Consider the following 17,801-nt stretch of genomic DNA (forward strand, 5'->3'; position numbering starts at 1 on the left):
GTAATCGTGGCGTCCCCTAGGGGACTCGAACCCCTGTTACCGCCGTGAAAGGGCGGTGTCCTAGGCCACTAGACGAAGGGGACACAAACCCTTCTATACAACTGATCAGTGCTGAGATCTGATCGATTCAAGGCCGGTGTGGCCAGACCTTGAACTGTAAAATTGGTGGAGCTAAGCGGGATCGAACCGCTGACCTCCTGCATGCCATGCAGGCGCTCTCCCAGCTGAGCTATAGCCCCGGATTTTTCGCCTCTCGGCGGAGCGACATCTTGCAACATCGCTTCTGTAAAACTGGCGTCCCCTAGGGGACTCGAACCCCTGTTACCGCCGTGAAAGGGCGGTGTCCTAGGCCACTAGACGAAGGGGACGCAAACCCTTCTATACAACTGATCAACGCTGAGTGTTGATCGCTTCAAGGCCGGTGTGGCCAGGCCTTGAAGTGTAAATTGGTGGAGCTAGACGGGATCGAACCGTCGACCTCTTGCATGCCATGCAAGCGCTCTCCCAGCTGAGCTATAGCCCCTCATCGTTGATGTCATCGCTGAGGACGGGGCGAATCTTAAGGGCGTATCGAAAGCCTGTCAAACTTATTTTTAAAAAAATTTAAACTTTTTTGTCGGCATAACAATCACTTACCGCCCTCCCCCCGGAAATCCCGGGGTTTCCCGGTCTGTAGGAGCTGGCTTGCCAGCGAAGGCGCTCGCAAGGTCGACCTACGCTCAAGGTCGCCTTCGCCGGCAAGCCGGCTCCTACATTGTCAGGCGTGGCTGATCAGGCGATAGCGCCCAACAGCTTTTCCCACTCTTTGTTTTCTTTCTTCGACACACCGCCCAGCAGGTCGATGGCCTGGCGCAGACGGAAACGGGTCAGGTCCGGACCGAGAATTTCCATCGCATCGAGCACCGACACCGAGCTGGCCTGACCAGTGATCGCGGCGAACATCAGCGGCATGGCATCACGCAGCTTCAATTCCAGGGATTCCACCACCGCCTGGATAGTCGCGGTGATGCTGTCCTTTTCCCACTGACGCAGGCTTTCGAGTTTCCACAGGATCAACTGCATCAGTTGGCGGACCTGATCGCCCGAGAGCTTCTTGGATTCGAACAACTTGGCATCCGGGTTGACGCCACCGGCAAAGAAGAACCCGGCCAGCGGTGCAACCTGGCTGAAGGTCTCGACCCTGCCCTGCACGTGCGGAGCGATCTTCATCATGTATTCGGAATTGAACGCCCACTTCTGCACGCGCGCGGCGAACTCTTCCACCGGCAGGTCACGCAGCCATTGGCCGTTGAGCCACGACAGTTTCTCGATGTCGAAGATCGGCCCGCCGAGGGACACGCGCTTCAGGTCGAAGTTGTCGACCATTTCCTGCAGCGAGAACTTCTCGCGCTCGTCCGGCATCGACCAGCCCATGCGCCCCAGGTAGTTGAGCATCGCTTCCGGCATGAAGCCCATGCGCTCGTAGAACGTCACCGAAGTCGGGTTCTTGCGCTTGGACAGCTTGCTCTTGTCCGGGTTACGCAGCAGCGGCATGTAGCACAGTTCCGGTTGTTCCCAGCCGAAATACTCGTACAACAGGATCAATTTCGGTGCCGACGGCAGCCATTCTTCGCCACGCAGCACGTGGGTGATACCCATCAGGTGATCGTCGACCACGTTGGCCAGGAAGTATGTCGGCAGGCCGTCAGTCTTCATCAGGACTTGCATGTCCATGCGGTCCCACGGGATTTCAACGTCGCCACGCAGCATGTCCGGCACCACGCAGACGCCTTCGCTCGGTACTTTCATGCGGATAACATGTGGCTCGCCGGCCGCCAGGCGGCGGGCAACCTCTTCCTTCGACAGCAGCAGCGCACGGCCGTCGTAGCGCGGGGTTTCGCCACGAGCCATTTGCTCGGCGCGCATCTGGTCCAGCTCTTCGGCGGTGCAGAAGCACGGGAAGGCATGGCCCATGTCGACCAGTTGCTGGCAGTACTTCTGATAAATATCGCCGCGCTCGCTCTGACGATACGGACCGTGCGGGCCGCCGACGTCCGGGCCTTCGCTCCAGTCGATCCCCAGCCAGCGCAAGGCGTCGAAAATCTGCTGTTCGGACTCGCGGGTCGAACGCAGTTGATCGGTGTCTTCGATCCGCAGGATGAACTCACCGCCGTGTTGCTTGGCAAAGCAGTAGTTGAACAAGGCGATGTAGGCGGTACCTACGTGGGGATCCCCGGTAGGCGATGGCGCGATGCGAGTGCGGACGGTGGTCATGGCATGTCTCGAAAAGAAAAAAAAGCGAAGTTCAAACTAGGCGCGAATGGTAACAGGCGACACCCGCCCGGCTCCAGTGAACAGGGCATTTAAGCCAAGGTTGCGTCTGTAACGCCCGTATGGTGCGGCGAATGGCCGAATATCAGCCGATGGCATTTACCGTTTATCGGCTGTATGCCAGATTTGCCTGCTGATAACTTCCCTTACAATTTCTCGACTACAGTTTGCCTCATGCCTGCCCAACTCAAGCGTCGCCTCTTCACGTTCCTGCTGGTTGTCCTGTTGATTGCCGGGGGCTTGCTTGCCCATTGGTTCTTCAAGGGGCGCTTTTATGAAAGCACCGACAACGCTTATGTCCAGGGCGAGATCACCCGCGTGTCGAGCCAGTTGGGCGCGCGCATCGATCAGGTGTTGGTGCAGGACAACCAGCATGTCGAGAAAGGCCAGTTGCTGATCAAACTCGAAGGCAACGACTTCCGCCTCGCTGTCGACCGCGCCAACGCGGTCCTGGCCACCCGTCAGGCCGAGCGCCTGCAAGCCCAGAGCAAACTGACCCAGCAAGCCAGTCTGATTGCCGCCAGCGAGGCACAGGTCGCGTCCAGCCAGGCGAGCCTGGGCCGTTCGCAAATTGATTTGACCCGCGCCGAGACCTTGCGCAAACCCGGTTACGTGTCGGAAGAACGAGTGACCACCCTTTCCGCCGACAACCACATTGCCCGCTCGCAAGTGGCCAAGGCCCAGGCCGACGCGCAGGGTCAGCGCCAGCAGGTCAATGCGCTGACGGCGGAGATCAAACGCCTCGACGCGCAGATCGCCAACGCGAAAACCGACCTCGCCCAGGCCGAACTGAACCTGACCCGCAGCGAAATCCACGCGCCCATCAGCGGCCTGATCGGCCAGCGTGCCGCCCGCGAAGGCCAATACGTGCAGGCCGGCGCTTACCTGTTGTCGATCGTGCCGGACGAAGACATCTGGATTCAGGCCAATTTCAAGGAAACCCAGATCGGCCACATGCAGCCCGGCCAGGAAGCCGAACTGACCTTCGACGCCTACAGCGACACCCCGATCAAGGCCCGGGTCGACAGCCTGTTTGCGGCCTCGGGCGCGCAGTTCAGTCTGTTACCGCCGGACAATGCCACGGGCAACTTCACCAAAGTCGTACAACGGATTCCGGTAAAACTGACTTTCGCTGCGGACAACCCGTTGCGCGGCAAGATTCGTCCGGGCATGTCAGTCACCGCCAAGGTGAACATCAAGGACGCCCCTGAAGATGTCACCCCCAAAGTGAGCAACAAAGACACCCCTGACGATGGCCGGTGATCAACTGATCCGCCCGAACGGCGAACCGACCCGGCGGGACTGGATTGCAGTGATGAGCGTGATGCTCGGCGCTTTCATGGCGGTGCTGGACATCCAGATTACCAACTCATCGCTCAAGGACATTCAAGGCGCGCTGTCAGCCACGCTGGAAGAAGGTTCGTGGATTTCCACCTCCTACCTGGTGGCGGAAATCATCATGATTCCGCTCACCGCCTGGCTCGTGCAGTTGTTGTCAGCCCGGCGCCTGGCGGTGTGGGTGTCCCTCGGATTCCTGTTCGCGTCCCTGCTCTGCTCCATGGCCTGGAGCCTGGAAAGCATGATCGTGTTCCGCGCCTTGCAGGGTTTTACCGGCGGCGCGCTGATTCCGCTGGCGTTCACACTGACCCTGATCAAACTCCCGGAACACCACCGTGCCAAAGGCATGGCCATGTTCGCCATGACCGCCACCTTCGCGCCCTCCATCGGCCCCACCCTAGGCGGCTGGCTGACGGAAAACTGGGGCTGGGAATACATTTTCTACATCAACATCCCACCCGGCCTGATCATGATTGCTGGCCTGATGTACGGCCTGGAGAAGAAGGAAGCTCACTGGGAGTTGCTGAAAAGCACTGACTACGCCGGCATTCTCACCCTCGGCGTCGGGCTCGGTTGTTTGCAGGTGTTTCTGGAGGAAGGCCATCGCAAGGACTGGCTGGAGTCGAATCTGATTGTGACCCTTGGCAGCATCGCGCTGGTCAGCCTGATCACCTTTGTGATCGTGCAGTTCTCCAAACCCAATCCACTGATCAATCTCGGCATCCTCGGCAACCGCAACTTCGGTTTATCGAGCATTTCCAGTGTCGGGATGGGGGTCGGGTTGTACGGCTCGATCTACTTGTTGCCGCTGTACCTGGCACAGATCCAGAACTACAACGCCTTGCAGATTGGCGAAGTGATCATGTGGATGGGCGTGCCGCAGCTGTTTCTGATTCCGCTAGTGCCCAAGCTGATGAAGTTCGTCTCGCCGAAATGGCTGTGTACGCTGGGCTTTGGGTTGTTCGGGTTGGCGAGTTTCTCTTCGGGCGTGCTGAACCCGGACTTTGCCGGGCCGCAGTTCAATCAGATCCAGATCATCCGCGCCCTGGGACAACCGCTGATCATGGTGACCATCTCGCTGATCGCTACCGCTTATATCCTGCCCCAGGATGCGGGATCGGCATCAAGCTTGTTCAACATCCTGCGCAACCTCGGTGGCGCGATCGGCATCGCCCTGCTCGCCACGCTGCTGGATGCGCGGACCAAGGTTTATTTTGATTACTTGCGCGAATCCATCGTGCCGAGTAATCCGCAGGTGGCCGAACGGATTGCCTCGCTGACCGATCGGCTGGGCAACGAAACGGCGGCACTGGGCAAACTCAGTGAGATCGCCCATCAACAGGCGTCGATCATGGCCTACAACGATGCGTTTCATTTTGTCGGGATTGCGCTGGGGATCAGCATGCTGGCGGTATTGCTAACCAAAAAGTTGCCGGCGGGGTTGAAGGCTGGGGAAGCACACTAGTTAAGTATTGTGGCGCCAAGACCGGCCCCTTCGCGAGCAAGCCCGCTCCCACATCGGACCGCGCCCGTCAGGACAACCCGATTAACTGTGGGAGCGGGCTTGCTCGCGAAGAGGCCCGCACACTCACCGCAAATCTCAAACAGTGATCAACCGCTCGCGCAACTTGCCAATCTCATCGCGCATCTGCGCCGCTGCTTCAAACTCCAGATCACGCGCCAACGCATACATCTTCTCTTCCAGGGCCTTGATACGCTTGGCGATCTCGCCCGGCGAGCGCAATTCCGCTTCGTATTTGGCGTTCTCTTCGGCGGCCTTGGCCATGCCTTTGCGCTTCTTGCTGCGCGAACCGGGCACCGTGGCGCCTTCCATGATGTCGGCAACATCCTTGAATACGCCTTTGGGCGTGATGCCATTGGCCAGGTTGAACGCGATTTGCTTGTCACGACGACGCTCGGTTTCGCCGATCGCGCGTTCCATGGAGCCTGTGATCCGGTCGGCGTACAGAATCGCCCGGCCATTGAGGTTACGTGCCGCGCGGCCGATGGTCTGGATCAGCGAGCGCTCGGAACGCAGGAAGCCTTCCTTGTCGGCATCGAGGATCGCTACCAGCGAAACCTCCGGCATGTCCAGACCTTCACGCAACAGGTTGATCCCCACCAGCACATCGAAGGTGCCGAGGCGCAGGTCGCGGATGATTTCGACCCGCTCCACGGTGTCGATGTCCGAATGCAGATAACGCACGCGCACGCCGTGATCGGCCAAATAGTCAGTCAAGTCTTCGGCCATGCGCTTGGTCAACGTGGTGACCAACACTCGCTCTTCCAGAGCGACGCGCTTGGTGATTTCCGACAGCAAGTCGTCGACCTGGGTCAGTGCCGGGCGGATCTCGATTTGCGGGTCCACCAGCCCGGTCGGGCGCACCACCATGTCAATCACGCGCCCGGCGTGCTCGGCTTCATAGTTGCCCGGCGTCGCCGAGACGAAAATCGTCTGCGGACTGATGCTTTCCCATTCATCGAAACGCATCGGCCGGTTGTCCAGGGCCGATGGCAGGCGGAAGCCATACTCGACCAGCGTCTCCTTACGCGAGCGGTCGCCCTTGTACATGGCGCCAACCTGCGGAACGCTGACGTGGGACTCATCGATCACCAGCAAGGCATCCGGCGGCAGATAGTCATAAAGCGTTGGCGGCGGCGCGCCGGCTTCGCGACCGGACAGATAGCGCGAGTAGTTTTCGATGCCGTTGCAGTAACCCAGTTCGAGGATCATCTCCAGGTCGAAACGGGTGCGCTGCTCAAGACGCTGGGCTTCCACCAGTTTGTTGTTGGAGCGCAGATACTCCAGGCGTTCCTGCAACTCGACCTTGATGCCTTCGACCGCGCCCATCAGGGTTTCCCGTGGCGTCACGTAGTGGCTCTTCGGGTAGAAGGTGAAGCGCGGCAGTTTGCGAATGACTTCGCCGGTCAGCGGATCGAACGCCGACAGGCTTTCCACTTCATCGTCGAAGAGCTCGATGCGGATCGCTTCAAAATCGGATTCCGCGGGGTGGATATCGATCACATCGCCACGCACGCGGAAGGTCGCCCGGGCAAAGTCCATGTCGTTGCGGGTGTATTGCAGGTCGGCCAGGCGTCGCAGCAACTCACGCTGATCGAGCCGGTCGCCGCGATCCACGTGCAACACCATCTTCAAATAGGTTTCCGGGCTGCCCAGACCGTAGATGCACGACACGGTGGTGACGATGATCGCGTCCTTGCGCTCGAGCAACGCCTTGGTTGCCGACAAACGCATCTGTTCGATGTGATCGTTGATCGAGGCGTCTTTCTCGATGAAGGTGTCCGAGGACGGCACGTAGGCTTCAGGCTGGTAGTAGTCGTAGTAGGAAACGAAATACTCCACTGCGTTGTTCGGGAAGAACGCCTTGAACTCGCCATACAACTGCGCCGCCAGGGTCTTGTTCGGTGCCAGCACCAGCGTCGGGCGCTGCACCTGGGCGATCACGTTGGCGATGCTGAACGTCTTGCCCGAGCCGGTCACACCAAGCAGCGTCTGGTGCGCCAGCCCGGCCTCGATACCCTCGACCATCAGGCGGATGGCTTCCGGCTGATCGCCGGCGGGCTCGAAACGGGTGACTAGCTGGAATTCAGACATGAAATACCTCTGGATCACTCTTGCCGGAAAAACCGACACGAACGAGAAAGACCGCAAACGACCGATGTCGCCCGAGGAAAAAACTGGATTGTGCTCAATGTGGAGCCGATTGCCAGCGCTTTCAAGGCAAACGTCCTACATCGCGCAATACCATTGCCGACGCCATTTGACTACCGGTCGAGAAATAATCGGAAAAACTTGCCCGAAATGCTGATTCGCCTGTCGCCAGCAATCGCCGATGGCCTCTATACTAGCTCCCCGTTTGTGCACCGCTCTAGTGCATTCGGCTGGAGCGCGACACGTCCCTCCACTCTCCATTCAGAGCCGCCGCAATAATGAGCCTGTTCTCCGCTGTCGAAATGGCACCACGCGATCCAATCCTGGGCCTCAACGAAGCATTCAACGCCGATACCCGTACCAACAAGGTCAACCTGGGGGTCGGTGTTTACTGCAACGAGGAGGGGCGAATTCCACTCCTGCGCGCCGTTGTCGAAGCCGAAACCATTCGCGCCGCTCAACACCTTTCCCGTGGCTACTTGCCAATCGACGGTATCGCCGCCTACGACCAGGCTGTGCAGAAATTGCTGTTCGGCAACGATTCGCCACTGCTCGCCGCTGGCCGCGTCATCACCACCCAGGCTGTCGGCGGTACTGGCGCACTGAAAATCGGTGCTGACTTCCTCAAGCAACTGCTGCCGAATGCCGTTGTGGCAATCAGCGACCCGAGCTGGGAAAACCACCGCGCCCTGTTCGAAACCGCCGGCTTCCCGGTGCAGAACTACCGTTACTACGATGCCGCGACCCACGACGTGAACCGTACCGGCATGCTGGAAGACCTGAACGCGCTGCCGAACGGCTCGATCATTGTGCTGCACGCCTGCTGCCACAACCCGACTGGCGTGGACCTGAGCCCGGCGGACTGGAAAAACGTACTGGAAGTCGTTAAAGCCAAAGGTCACGTGCCGTTCCTCGACATGGCCTACCAGGGCTTTGGCGATGGCATCGACGAAGACGCTGCTGCCGTACGCCTGTTTGCTGAGTCGGGCCTGACGTTCTTCGCTTCCAGCTCGTTCTCCAAGTCGTTCTCGCTGTACGGCGAGCGCGTTGGTGCCCTGTCGATCGTCAGCGAATCGAAAGAAGAAAGCGCGCGCGTGTTGTCGCAAGTCAAACGCGTGATCCGCACCAACTACTCCAACCCGCCGACCCACGGTGCCAGCGTTGTCGCTGCGGTGCTGAACAGCCCGGAACTGCGCGCCCAGTGGGAAGCCGAACTGGCCGAAATGCGTCTGCGCATTCGTGGCATGCGTACCCAGATGGTCGACCTGCTGGCACAAAAAGCGCCTCAGCGCGATTTCAGCTTCGTCGGTCGTCAGTGCGGCATGTTCTCCTACTCCGGCTTGAGCGTTGAGCAAGTTCATCGCCTGCGCAACGAGTTCGGCATCTACGCCCTGGACACTGGCCGCATCTGCGTAGCCGCGCTGAACCAGAGCAACATCAAGGTTGTGACGGACGCGATTGTCCAAGTCATCTGATTCAGCCTTGAAATGAAAAACGGGAAGCCTGTGGCTTCCCGTTTTTTATGGACCATCGATATTCCCCTAGACTGAATCAGATCAAAGTGTGGGAGCGGGCTTGCTCGCGAAAGGGCCAGCAGCTCCAACACCAATGTCTCAGACAGATCGCATTCGCGAGCAAACCCGCTCCCACAGGTTTGCGTACACCTGAATGACCTACGAGATCCCACATGAAAAACGATGACCTGCGCGCCGACCGCGATGACCTGGATGACCTGGATCACTTCATCCACCGCGCCCCGGCCAAACGCGGCAACAACCTGGTAATGCAAGTTGCTGCGGGTGTATTCCTCGGCGGCCTGGCCCTGTGGCTGGTGCAATTGGGTGCCACAGCGCTCTACGCCAAACTGATGGTTGCCACGATTACCTTCGGCGGTTAAGCCAGTTCGGTCGCACGCTGGCTGGCAGCGTCGTCGTAGGCGACATACAGTGATTCGGCGATCTGACTCTTGATCGCCTTGGCACTTTCCAGCCCCAGGACAAAACCTTCCGCCTTGCCACCCGCGCGGTTCAAAGCTTCAGCGGTGCCGGCCTGAGTGATGGCGTCGAACAACTTTTCGGCATGGGGGCCGACACCCTTGGGCAGGCTGATCTGAGAGATGCTCATGGGCGCACCCCGTGGTGTCGAGGTGGGAGGATCAAATGATTCATGGCGCGTACCTTTTCGGCGAATGGCCGGCAGCGCGTGTCACCACTTCCGGGCGGCCATGGTAGACCTCTGGGACGATCCTGGTAACCGCCAATCGCCGCTAAACCACCACCCGTCCCGATGATTCGCTCCAATTGTTATTCGATGCTTGACTTCCCCTTTTTAATCAGTATGATACGCGCCATTCCGCGATAGCTCAGTTGGTAGAGCAAGTGACTGTTAATCACTGGGTCCCTGGTTCGAGTCCAGGTCGTGGAGCCAGACAGCAACATCGAAAAGCCCCTGAATCGAAAGATTCAGGGGCTTTTTTTGTGGCCGGAATGTAGGAGCGAGCTTGCTCGCGATGATCGTTAACGAAAGCGCGTACTACTTGGTAAACGCGGCGTTCTTAAGTCCATCGCGAGCAAGCTCGCTCCTACAGTATCCCGAAGGATGCCTTTACTAATCAGACATGCTCGCTGCTCTTGGCCAGCACCGGCCGCGGGTCCACCGTGCCATGTTCCGATTCCAGTACCGGAATCTCCTTGCCGTCGCAATCATGCAGTTTACCGTCGCTGAAATAGTCCCCTTCGCGCAACGCCGCCAGATCCTGATAACGCAGCACCCGCTCGGTACCGGCCGCAAAGACTGATTGCTGATCGGAGTTACCGGCGGTGAGATGGTTGAAGGTCAGGTTCAGCACGATGGCCATGATCGCCGAAGAACTGATGCCCGAATGGAAAATGGTCGCGAACCAGCTTGGGAAGTGGTCATAGAAGTTCGGCGCAGCGATCGGGATCATGCCGAAGCCAATCGAGGTGGCAACGATGATCAGATTGACGTTGTTGCGGTAGTCGACCTTGGACAAGGTACGAATGCCGCTGGCCGCGACGGTGCCGAACAGCACAATGCCGGCCCCGCCGAGCACCGAGGTCGGCACGGCGGCGATGACCCGGCCCATGAATGGCAGCAGGCCGAGGATCACCAGGAACAGACCGCCAGTGGCCACCACGTAGCGGCTCTTGATGCCGGTGACCGCCACCAGCCCGACGTTCTGGGCGAAGGCGCTTTGGGTGAAGGAACCGAAGATCGGCGCGAACATGCTCGACAGCATGTCGGCACGCAGACCGTTGCCCAGGCGCTTGGAGTCAACCTTGGTGCCGATGATCTCACCGACGGCAAGAATGTCCGCCGAAGTCTCCACCAGCGTCACCATCACCACGATGCACATCGACAGGATCGCAGCGAAGTGGAAGGTAGGCATGCCGAAGTGGAACGGCGTCGGGAAGCCGAACATCGGGCCCTGGGTGACGGACGAAAAATCCGCCATGCCGAGGAACACGGCAATGATCGTACCGATGACCATGGCCAGCAGAATCGACAGGCGGGAGATGGTCGCACTGCCGATTTTACTCAGCAGTAAAACCAGTACCAGCGTCACCGCCGCCAGACCGATGTTCGCCATGCTGCCGAAGTCCGGCGCATGGCTGTTGCCGCCCATGGCCCAGCGCGCGGCTACCGGCATCAGCGTCAGGCCGATGGTGGTAATCACGATGCCGGTCACCAGCGGCGGGAAGAACCTGGTGATACGCGAGAACACCGGGGTTATCAGCAGACCGATCAGGGACGCGGCTATGACCGCGCCCAGCACCGACTGAAACCCGCCCTCCCCGCCACTGCTGACAATCGCCACCATGGTCGCGACGCCGGAGAAGGACACGCCCTGCACCAGCGGCAATTGACAACCAAAAAACGGTAGACCCAGGGTTTGCAGCAGCGTTGCCAGCCCCCCCGCAAACAATGAAGCAGCAATCAACAAACCGATGTCCGCCGGCGAGAGCCCGGCCGCCTGGCCGATGATCAATGGTACCGCGACGATACCGCCATACATGGTCAGAACATGTTGCAGGCCATAAGCCATATTCGCGCCGATCCCTAGGTTTTCGTCCTCGGGCCGTTGGTGTGAAACATGGGGCGTTTTCATGTTAGGGGGTTCCCTGGTTTTTGTTATGCGCACACTGTATTCAAGACTCGGGACAAATGTCTATAGAGTTGTATACAACTTATCAGTCAAAAAATGGATACCTGTCCATTTCCGCCCGCAACTCACCCTCCTGGCCCCACCAAAAACCTTGAAATACATCCGTCCCTGCCCACCCCCTGGTGCTGACTAGTCTTTTGAATTCCTGGCGACCATCGGTACGGTCAGCCTCTTTTATATACATATAAAGTATGCATAATGAAGCCATTCGAAATTCAGTTCCACAAGGCAAAGAACGCAGCCAACAAACTCAAGCACCAAGGCATCAGCCTCGCAGAGACCGAACCGGTGTTTCATGACGAACGAGCGCTGACCATCGAGGACAACCACCATGATGAACAACGCTGGGTCACCTTGGGGCTGGATGGCAAAGGCCGATTGCTGGTCGTCGTGTACACCCACCGCGATCCGAATTTCGTTCGAATCATTTCCGCGCGCATCGCAACCAAAAGCGAACGCCATCAGTATCTGGAGGCATGACCGATGAAAGACGAATACGATTTCAGTAACGCCAGGCGCGGGGCCGTGGCACCCGCCAAAGGCAAGACCCGCATCACCATCATGCTCGATGACGCCGTCATCGAAGCCGCTCGTGCACTGGCAGAAAGCGAGGGGTACGGCTACCAGACAGCGATCAACAATACGTTGCGCCGAGCCCTGCTCAACGAAGGCAAGAGCGCACAACTGAAACAAACACTCACCCCCGCCGAACTCAAGGGCCTGGAGCAGAAACTGACAGAGGCCTTGCGCGAAATCCAACGGGTAATGGAGCCGGGTGTTCGGCCATGAAACACAAAGGGCTGATCAAACAGACCGGCCCTTTGTGATGTTTTCGATCCGCCAGCTATTGCGGCGCTGCAATCAATCGTTCCAGAGTCCGCGCCAATTGCGCATGCTCCGGTACGCGAATGCCGAACTCACTGCCCAGCAAGCCAATCAATTCCCGGACATCCGACACCTGCCGCCGCTCGCTGTCGTGGCCAATCCGGTGAATCGCGAAGCTGCCGTTGTTGAGCGTACGACGCCACCCCTCCCCGGTGCGCGCCACCATCAATTGCTTGGCGAAAGACGACTCGGGATGGGTCGAGACGTACCAGTTACCCACAGCAAAATCGATATCTTCCTGGCGTTGCAGGTCGAAGATGTACATCGCTCGCCACTCGCCCGCAACGCTGGCGCGCAAGGTAAAGCCGTCGACGTGCAGGTCGATGCGATACAGCTCGTGCGGGGTGAGTTGTTCGGCGCGGAAATCGAGCAACAGTGGCGCGGTCGGCACCATGCCGCCGAAGCCGACATCGGTGATGTAGCGCACGTCATCGATGATGACCAGGCTCAGGCGATGGGTCCGGGCAGTCCAGGCGCCCTCCGGTTGGCCCATCACCACCCGGCCGCTGATGGCACGGGCGTCGAAACCCAACTCTTGAAGCAGGGCCAGAAACAGGTTGTTGAGTTCGTAGCAGTAACCGCCGCGACCCTCGTGCAAGACTTTCTGCTCGATGGATGGCAAATCGATCAACACCGGCTCGCCGGATAACGTGGTGAGGTTTTCAAACGGGAAAACGCCGGTGTGGCGCAGTTGCAGTTGGCGCAGGGTTTCCAGGGTCGGCGCCGGAGGTGCATTGAAGCCCAGGCGTTGCAGGTACAAAGCACGGTCAGTCAGGCATGGCTCGCTCATCGTTCAATCCTTTTGCACGTTCGCTGCGGATCACTCCGCCGATGGGCGTTATGTATAAGGGATTAACCGCTACGGTCGACAATTGATTTCGCCAATCGCCCCCGTGCGGGCCCTACTGATCAGGCTGAATGCCATGTTGCGCGATGGCAACGAGTGGCGGTGACGAGTGGCACGGTGAAAACAGTTGCTCCCACAGGGTTCTCGATTGACCATGGATCGGTGATCCTCTGCGGCCCAGTGCCGGTCACGGTCAAATCCGTGCCACTTTTCAATCGTCCGGCACCCACTGCGCGCCCCTTCACACCAACATCAGGTGACGACTCATCCCAGGAGACGACCATGATGAACATCAGAATGACTTCGTTGCTCTTGGCGGGATTGTTGTCGGCGATGCCCCTGGTCACGTTTGCGGTGTCCGGCGATGGCGCTGACGCGACCGGTTCGACATCGGGTGCAACTCGCCACTCAACCGTGCTGCCCGACAACAACAGGCCCAGCGCCCCCTCGGGCGACAACGGCCGCGGTCGTGGCCCCAGCTCGTCAATCGGCAGCACCGGCGTCAATGGTCCGGGCAGTGGCGCGGGTGGTGGGACCGGCGCCCCCGGAGGTGGAACCGGGGGTGCTGGCGGCGGGACGGGCAGCTGGACAGGTAAAAGCAGCCGATGACGTGCAGTCATTCGCTGCTTTTTGTCGCCCGGGGCTTACATCGGCCTGACCGCCGGCGGGTTCCATTTGCCATTCAGCACCTCGGCTTTCGGGCCATATAACGCAGGGTCAGGTTGAACGGGCCTTTGGGCGCCGGCAGCCAGCTGGCATCCAGCTGGCATCCAGCTACTGACCGCAAAACGATTGAGTGAGTTAGCGACCTGGAAACCTTCCGGGTCATACCGGGTGATCGACCAGAAGGCGCTCACCGGCGGCGTCTCGCCCTTGCTGAAATGCAGCACGTATTAGTGCGCACCATCGAGCGGCTTGCCGTTGCTATCACCGATGTTCAACGGATAAATCGTGTCCTCGGGCAGGTTGGCACCCATCCCCACCTGCGTAACGATGGCTCGCTTGAGGTAGTAGTTGCCGTAGACGCCCATGGTGTCGGTGTTCATCGTCCAGCCATTGACCTCCCGCGAGAGGGTCGGCATTTTCCATTTCATCAAGGCCTGCGCATCCCGAGGCACCGCTTGCAGCGCGGCCTGGATTTGCGGGTCCAGCGCGTCCATGTTGAACGGCTTGCCGGCTTCGATTCCGATCCGTTTGATCTGCGCCAGCATTGGCTGGTCGGTGCTGTGCGGCGGGTTCACCCTCAGCAGTTCGGCAGCGTAAGTGAAGTAGTTGGCAGCCGACATGGAATCGATCTGAATCCTCGGCGGCGTTTTCATGTCCACCGCCGGGTCGACTTTCACGGTGACGGCTTCAGGTTCCTTGCCCAACCGGGACAACGGCGTCACCGTGTAACCGGCCTGAATCTTGTGCACCGCCGCGTAATCCGCCGCGCCGTCGGTCTTGGTACGGCCGATGACCCAGACAAAGGGGGTTGGCGCTGGCAGGTGACTCATCCCGGCGGGCACCGTGCCGGTCCATCCCGGTGGCGTCACCAGGAATTGTCCGGCCTCGGTGTCCGTGGTGCGCCAGCCCGGCGAAACGAACACGTCAGTCCACATATCGAGCATCGGTAACAGGTCGAAACGCCCCTCGGCATCCGGCGCGGCGATCACCATCGGCTCCTTGGTCAAATCAAGCCAGGCAATCGAATACAGCGTGTCGAAATTGGAGCGCACCCCCCCTTTGAAACTGGCAGGCGGGTACTGCGGCACACTCACAAACATGTTCATCGGGCCTTTGCCGAATTCCTTGCCCGGTTCGACGTTGGTGAATTGCTTGCGAGTGAGGTCCATGCTCAGCAGCGGGTAAAAATAGATATAGGCATCCACGCCGATCGCTTGAGCTTCTTCGGCAGTGATTTCCGATTGTGCCTGGCTGGTCAGCGGGAAAACGGCAATGGCTGCAACGGTCAGGGCAACGGCTGTCAACGTTGGAGGTATCAACATGTTGGCGATCGTCCGTGCGAAGGGGAGCCTGCCGGAGTCGGCAGAGCTTACGGAACTCTAGACGATCAATTCAGCCTGGTCCCGGAGACGGACCACCGGAAGGAAAAGCGCCTCAACGATCGGAACGCATCAACGCCTCGACACCACCGGCCATCGACAACGTTGCCACGCGATTTCGCCCCGAATGCTTGGCCTGATAGAGCGCCGCATCCGCCCGTTCGATGAACACGTCCATGCTGTCACGTCCCGACGGCACAAACGAATAGCAACCCAGACTGACCGTCACGTAACCATTGGGCGAACCGGTGTGACTGATGTTCTTGTCGATGACACTGCGGCGGATGTGTTCGGCAATCGTCATGGCGCCGTGGATGTCGGTGTCCGGCAGCAGCACCGCAAACTCTTCACCGCCGTAACGCACCGCCAGATCGGCCTTGCGGTGGCAGCAACTCTTCAACGCCCGAGCCACTTCGGCCAGGCAATGGTCCCCCACCACATGGCCGTAGGTGTCGTTGTAACGCTTGAAGTAATCGATATCGAGCATGATCAGGCTCAAGGGGCTCGCCTGCCGGGAACCGCGCCCGAACTCGATGTCCAGCGCCCGCTCGAACAACCGGCGGTTGGCCAGCCCGGTCAGGCTGTCGTGGGTGGCAATCAGCTCCAGCGCTTCCTGGGCCCTGCGCAAATCCGCCTCGACCCGCTCGCCAACACGCACCTGATGAATGAACACCCAACCGAACAACCCTACGCCCAGCAACACCAGGGCAACGATGAGGCTGGAACGAAACGCCGTGTCGTACCAGCCCGCGAGAATGGATTCCGTGGACGCCGCCGCGGCGACCACCAGTGGATACGCCTCCAGCTGACGGTAACCGTACATGCGCGTCACACCGTCGATGATGGACGTGAACATTACATTGCCGGAGGTGGCCAGTGGCAGGGACTTCTGGAAAATCTCGCTTTGGGCCAGCGACGCGCCGATCTGCGCCTCGACAAAAGGTCGACGCGCCAACAACGTGCCATCGGTCAGGCCGAGAAACATCGTGCCGTTGTCGTCGAGGCTGAAGCTTTTGAAGAACTGGTCGAAGTACGACATCTTGATGCCGGCCAGCAACACACCCTGGAAATGGCCGTTCTTGTCGTTGACCCGCTTGGAAATCGGAATGATCCACTCGCCGTTTTCCCGGCTGCGGATGGCCGCGCCGATGTGTGCCACCGACGACACGTTCTGCTGGTGATACTTGAAGTACTCACGATCCGCCACCCCGGCACCCCGGGGCAGGTTTTCAAACGAGGTCACCACCCACCGGCCCTTCTGGTCAAACAGCAGGATGCCGTGCAATTGATCCAGCGCCAGCACCCGCCGGGCGAAGGTCTGCTGCAAGCGTGGTCGTTGATCCGGGCCGAAACCGTCGGCCTGAATCCAGTCCACCAGACTGGTCAGCACCAGGTCGGCCTTCATGAAGGTGTCTTCGGCTTGTTGCGCCATGGCCCGCGTCAGGTTCGAAGACGCCACTTGCGCCAGGCTCAGGTCATGGCGACGGGACTGTTCCAGCTGCAGGTAAAGCAAACCGCACAGGCACAGACACACCGTGGCAATGAACAATACCGCTGCCTTGCGCAGCGGTATGCGTTTCAATGCGACGCCAGGGGTGTGGTCCAGGTCGTTAAAGCGTGTGGGCAAAGGTTCATCCTGTCGGGGGCAGGCATGGGTAACGACCCAAAGCCCTCTTTTTTGTGGGCCGTAGTTTAGGGGTTATCCACGACAAATGGGCAACCACTTGCCCAGCGGTCTTGCACTCGCCCGGTGGTGCTGCCCGGGCACAACATCTGCCCCGTGCTTGTGCTGCAAACATGACCCAGGACAACCGCGGCATCCGCGTCAACGAGCTACGATTAGTCTGACCTCAATACAGGGAATCGACATGAGCAAGGCAGACGAGCTCGCCGCAAAACTGAAACAAACACGGCATACCGGCACGGATCAGGCGATCGATGGCTGGCCGGGCCAGGTCTACGAACTGTATCAACGGATAGAGACCTGGCTGCTGCCCTTGACCGAAGCAGGCCTGGTCCTGAGGCGCAACCCCACCCACGTGTTCGAGAGTCACCCCAATGGTGATTCATACAATTACGCTATCGACCAGTTGGTGATCGCCGGCAATGAACGCAGCCTCACCCTTGATCCGGTTGCGCGCTTCACGGCAGATGGCGAGGGGCGCGTAGAGATTCACTCCCCGGGCAACGAGTTCGCCCTGTTGCGCACCGTGGACGAACACGGCGAAACACACTGGTGGCTACAAACGATCGAGCAAGCCACAACACAACTGGATGCGGTGGCGCTGACAGAAAGCGATCTGCTTGTTGTGGTGCAACAAGGATTGGGGCTTTAGGACGGTTGCCAAAGGGCTCAATCTCGGGAAAAACGGATAACGCAATCCCTGTAGGAGCCAGCTTGCTGGCGATGGACTCAAGTGCACCGCGTTTATCCGGTTCACACGCGTTATCGTTCACGACCATCGCTGGCAAGCCAGCTCCTACAGGGGACCGTGCCCACGCTGAAAATGAAGTGGC

Annotated in this window: 14 protein-coding genes, 5 tRNA genes and 1 pseudogene; 9 read left to right on the forward strand and 11 right to left on the reverse strand. The window is 59.4% G+C overall.

The annotated features are described in order from the left end of the window. Positions 1-7: 7 nt before the first annotated feature. The 5 genes from AC07XF_RS12780 to gltX all read right to left on the reverse strand — a co-directional run bounded on the left by AC07XF_RS12780 (position 8) and on the right by gltX (position 2,253). A tRNA-Glu gene (locus tag AC07XF_RS12780) sits at positions 8-83 on the reverse strand. Between the two features lie 80 nt (positions 84-163). Next, positions 164-239, reverse strand: a tRNA-Ala gene (locus AC07XF_RS12785). Positions 240-292: 53 nt separating this feature from the next. After that, positions 293-368: transfer RNA gene (locus AC07XF_RS12790), tRNA-Glu, on the reverse strand. A 79-nt stretch (positions 369-447) separates the two neighbouring features. Further along, positions 448-523, reverse strand: a tRNA-Ala gene (locus tag AC07XF_RS12795). 248 nt (positions 524-771) lie between these two features. Next, a complete protein-coding gene (gene gltX, locus AC07XF_RS12800; RefSeq protein ID WP_007956429.1) occupies positions 772-2,253 on the reverse strand; it encodes a glutamate--tRNA ligase in 1,482 nt (493 codons plus the stop codon). Between the two features lie 231 nt (positions 2,254-2,484). On the opposite strand from gltX, the gene AC07XF_RS12805 reads away from it, so the two are divergent. Continuing rightward, a complete protein-coding gene (locus tag AC07XF_RS12805; protein ID WP_495026762.1) occupies positions 2,485-3,573 on the forward strand; it encodes an HlyD family secretion protein in 1,089 nt (362 codons plus the stop codon). Then, complete coding sequence (locus AC07XF_RS12810; RefSeq protein WP_495026763.1) at positions 3,563-5,113, forward strand: MDR family MFS transporter; 1,551 nt, start codon at positions 3,563-3,565, stop codon at positions 5,111-5,113. The genes AC07XF_RS12805 and AC07XF_RS12810 overlap by 11 nt, the downstream gene beginning before the upstream one ends. A 135-nt stretch (positions 5,114-5,248) precedes the next feature. On the opposite strand, the gene uvrB is transcribed toward AC07XF_RS12810, so the two are convergent. Next, complete coding sequence (uvrB, locus tag AC07XF_RS12815) at positions 5,249-7,264, reverse strand: excinuclease ABC subunit UvrB (protein WP_429366653.1); 2,016 nt, start codon at positions 7,262-7,264, stop codon at positions 5,249-5,251. A gap of 335 nt (positions 7,265-7,599) precedes the next feature. On the opposite strand from uvrB, the gene AC07XF_RS12820 reads away from it, so the two are divergent. Both AC07XF_RS12820 and AC07XF_RS12825 read left to right on the forward strand, forming a co-directional pair. After that, positions 7,600-8,796: an amino acid aminotransferase gene (locus AC07XF_RS12820; protein ID WP_495026764.1), complete on the forward strand. Its 1,197-nt coding sequence runs from the start codon at positions 7,600-7,602 to the stop codon at positions 8,794-8,796. 212 nt (positions 8,797-9,008) lie between these two features. Further along, positions 9,009-9,218 (forward strand): hypothetical protein, encoded by a 210-nt coding sequence (locus AC07XF_RS12825; protein WP_495026765.1) that lies wholly within the window; start codon positions 9,009-9,011, stop codon positions 9,216-9,218. Here AC07XF_RS12825 and AC07XF_RS12830 read toward each other — a convergent pair. Further along, a complete protein-coding gene (locus AC07XF_RS12830) occupies positions 9,215-9,445 on the reverse strand; it encodes a hypothetical protein (protein WP_217837735.1) in 231 nt (76 codons plus the stop codon). The two genes, AC07XF_RS12825 and AC07XF_RS12830, sit on opposite strands and share 4 nt — an antisense overlap. Before the next feature lie 227 nt (positions 9,446-9,672). Here AC07XF_RS12830 and AC07XF_RS12835 point away from each other — a divergent pair. Beyond that, positions 9,673-9,748: transfer RNA gene (locus AC07XF_RS12835), tRNA-Asn, on the forward strand. Between the two features lie 184 nt (positions 9,749-9,932). On the opposite strand, the gene AC07XF_RS12840 is transcribed toward AC07XF_RS12835, so the two are convergent. Beyond that, positions 9,933-11,450 (reverse strand): nucleobase:cation symporter-2 family protein, encoded by a 1,518-nt coding sequence (locus tag AC07XF_RS12840; protein ID WP_495026766.1) that lies wholly within the window; start codon positions 11,448-11,450, stop codon positions 9,933-9,935. A gap of 255 nt (positions 11,451-11,705) precedes the next feature. Here AC07XF_RS12840 and AC07XF_RS12845 point away from each other — a divergent pair, with 255 nt between their 5' ends. After that, entirely contained in the window at positions 11,706-11,987 is a 282-nt protein-coding gene (locus AC07XF_RS12845; protein ID WP_495026767.1) for a BrnT family toxin, read from the forward strand. Positions 11,988-11,990: 3 nt separating this feature from the next. Next, positions 11,991-12,296, forward strand: a complete 306-nt coding sequence (locus AC07XF_RS12850; protein ID WP_495026768.1) for a BrnA antitoxin family protein — start codon at positions 11,991-11,993, stop codon at positions 12,294-12,296. A gap of 55 nt (positions 12,297-12,351) precedes the next feature. Here AC07XF_RS12850 and AC07XF_RS12855 read toward each other — a convergent pair whose 3' ends face one another. Continuing rightward, the gene (locus AC07XF_RS12855; protein ID WP_495026769.1) at positions 12,352-13,182 is read right to left on the reverse strand and encodes an arylamine N-acetyltransferase family protein; all 831 of its coding nucleotides are present in this window, start codon (positions 13,180-13,182) and stop codon (positions 12,352-12,354) included. Positions 13,183-13,521: 339 nt separating this feature from the next. Between AC07XF_RS12855 and AC07XF_RS12860 the strand changes: the two genes are divergently transcribed. Next, on the forward strand, positions 13,522-13,848 hold the full coding sequence (locus tag AC07XF_RS12860) for a hypothetical protein (protein ID WP_495026770.1): 327 nt from the start codon (positions 13,522-13,524) through the stop codon (positions 13,846-13,848). A gap of 35 nt (positions 13,849-13,883) precedes the next feature. Here AC07XF_RS12860 and AC07XF_RS12865 read toward each other — a convergent pair. Continuing rightward, a pseudogene (locus tag AC07XF_RS12865) lies at positions 13,884-15,227 on the reverse strand (DUF1254 domain-containing protein). 112 nt (positions 15,228-15,339) lie between these two features. Continuing rightward, positions 15,340-16,911, reverse strand: coding sequence for a sensor domain-containing diguanylate cyclase (locus tag AC07XF_RS12870; RefSeq protein WP_495026771.1), 1,572 nt, complete (start codon positions 16,909-16,911; stop codon positions 15,340-15,342). A gap of 241 nt (positions 16,912-17,152) precedes the next feature. Here AC07XF_RS12870 and AC07XF_RS12875 point away from each other — a divergent pair, with 241 nt between their 5' ends. Beyond that, positions 17,153-17,620 (forward strand): hypothetical protein, encoded by a 468-nt coding sequence (locus AC07XF_RS12875; protein ID WP_495026772.1) that lies wholly within the window; start codon positions 17,153-17,155, stop codon positions 17,618-17,620. Positions 17,621-17,801 lie beyond the last annotated feature (181 nt).

The organism is Pseudomonas sp. GW821-FHT01C01, assembly GCF_059422645.1.

What these genes read in the sequence shown, in the direction of transcription:
- AC07XF_RS12805 (WP_495026762.1), top strand. Translation starts at nt 2,485, where the DNA reads ATGCCTGCCCAACTCAAGCGTCGCCTCTTCACGTTCCTGCTGGTTGTC.
- AC07XF_RS12825 (WP_495026765.1), top strand. Translation starts at nt 9,009, where the DNA reads ATGAAAAACGATGACCTGCGCGCCGACCGCGATGACCTGGATGACCTG.
- AC07XF_RS12820 (WP_495026764.1), top strand. Translation starts at nt 7,600, where the DNA reads ATGAGCCTGTTCTCCGCTGTCGAAATGGCACCACGCGATCCAATCCTG.
- AC07XF_RS12840 (WP_495026766.1), bottom strand. Translation starts at nt 11,450, where the DNA reads ATGAAAACGCCCCATGTTTCACACCAACGGCCCGAGGACGAAAACCTA.
- gltX (WP_007956429.1), bottom strand. Translation starts at nt 2,253, where the DNA reads ATGACCACCGTCCGCACTCGCATCGCGCCATCGCCTACCGGGGATCCC.
- AC07XF_RS12875 (WP_495026772.1), top strand. Translation starts at nt 17,153, where the DNA reads ATGAGCAAGGCAGACGAGCTCGCCGCAAAACTGAAACAAACACGGCAT.
- AC07XF_RS12860 (WP_495026770.1), top strand. Translation starts at nt 13,522, where the DNA reads ATGATGAACATCAGAATGACTTCGTTGCTCTTGGCGGGATTGTTGTCG.
- AC07XF_RS12810 (WP_495026763.1), top strand. Translation starts at nt 3,563, where the DNA reads ATGGCCGGTGATCAACTGATCCGCCCGAACGGCGAACCGACCCGGCGG.
- AC07XF_RS12845 (WP_495026767.1), top strand. Translation starts at nt 11,706, where the DNA reads ATGAAGCCATTCGAAATTCAGTTCCACAAGGCAAAGAACGCAGCCAAC.
- AC07XF_RS12855 (WP_495026769.1), bottom strand. Translation starts at nt 13,182, where the DNA reads ATGAGCGAGCCATGCCTGACTGACCGTGCTTTGTACCTGCAACGCCTG.
- AC07XF_RS12830 (WP_217837735.1), bottom strand. Translation starts at nt 9,445, where the DNA reads ATGAGCATCTCTCAGATCAGCCTGCCCAAGGGTGTCGGCCCCCATGCC.
- AC07XF_RS12850 (WP_495026768.1), top strand. Translation starts at nt 11,991, where the DNA reads ATGAAAGACGAATACGATTTCAGTAACGCCAGGCGCGGGGCCGTGGCA.
- uvrB (WP_429366653.1), bottom strand. Translation starts at nt 7,264, where the DNA reads ATGTCTGAATTCCAGCTAGTCACCCGTTTCGAGCCCGCCGGCGATCAG.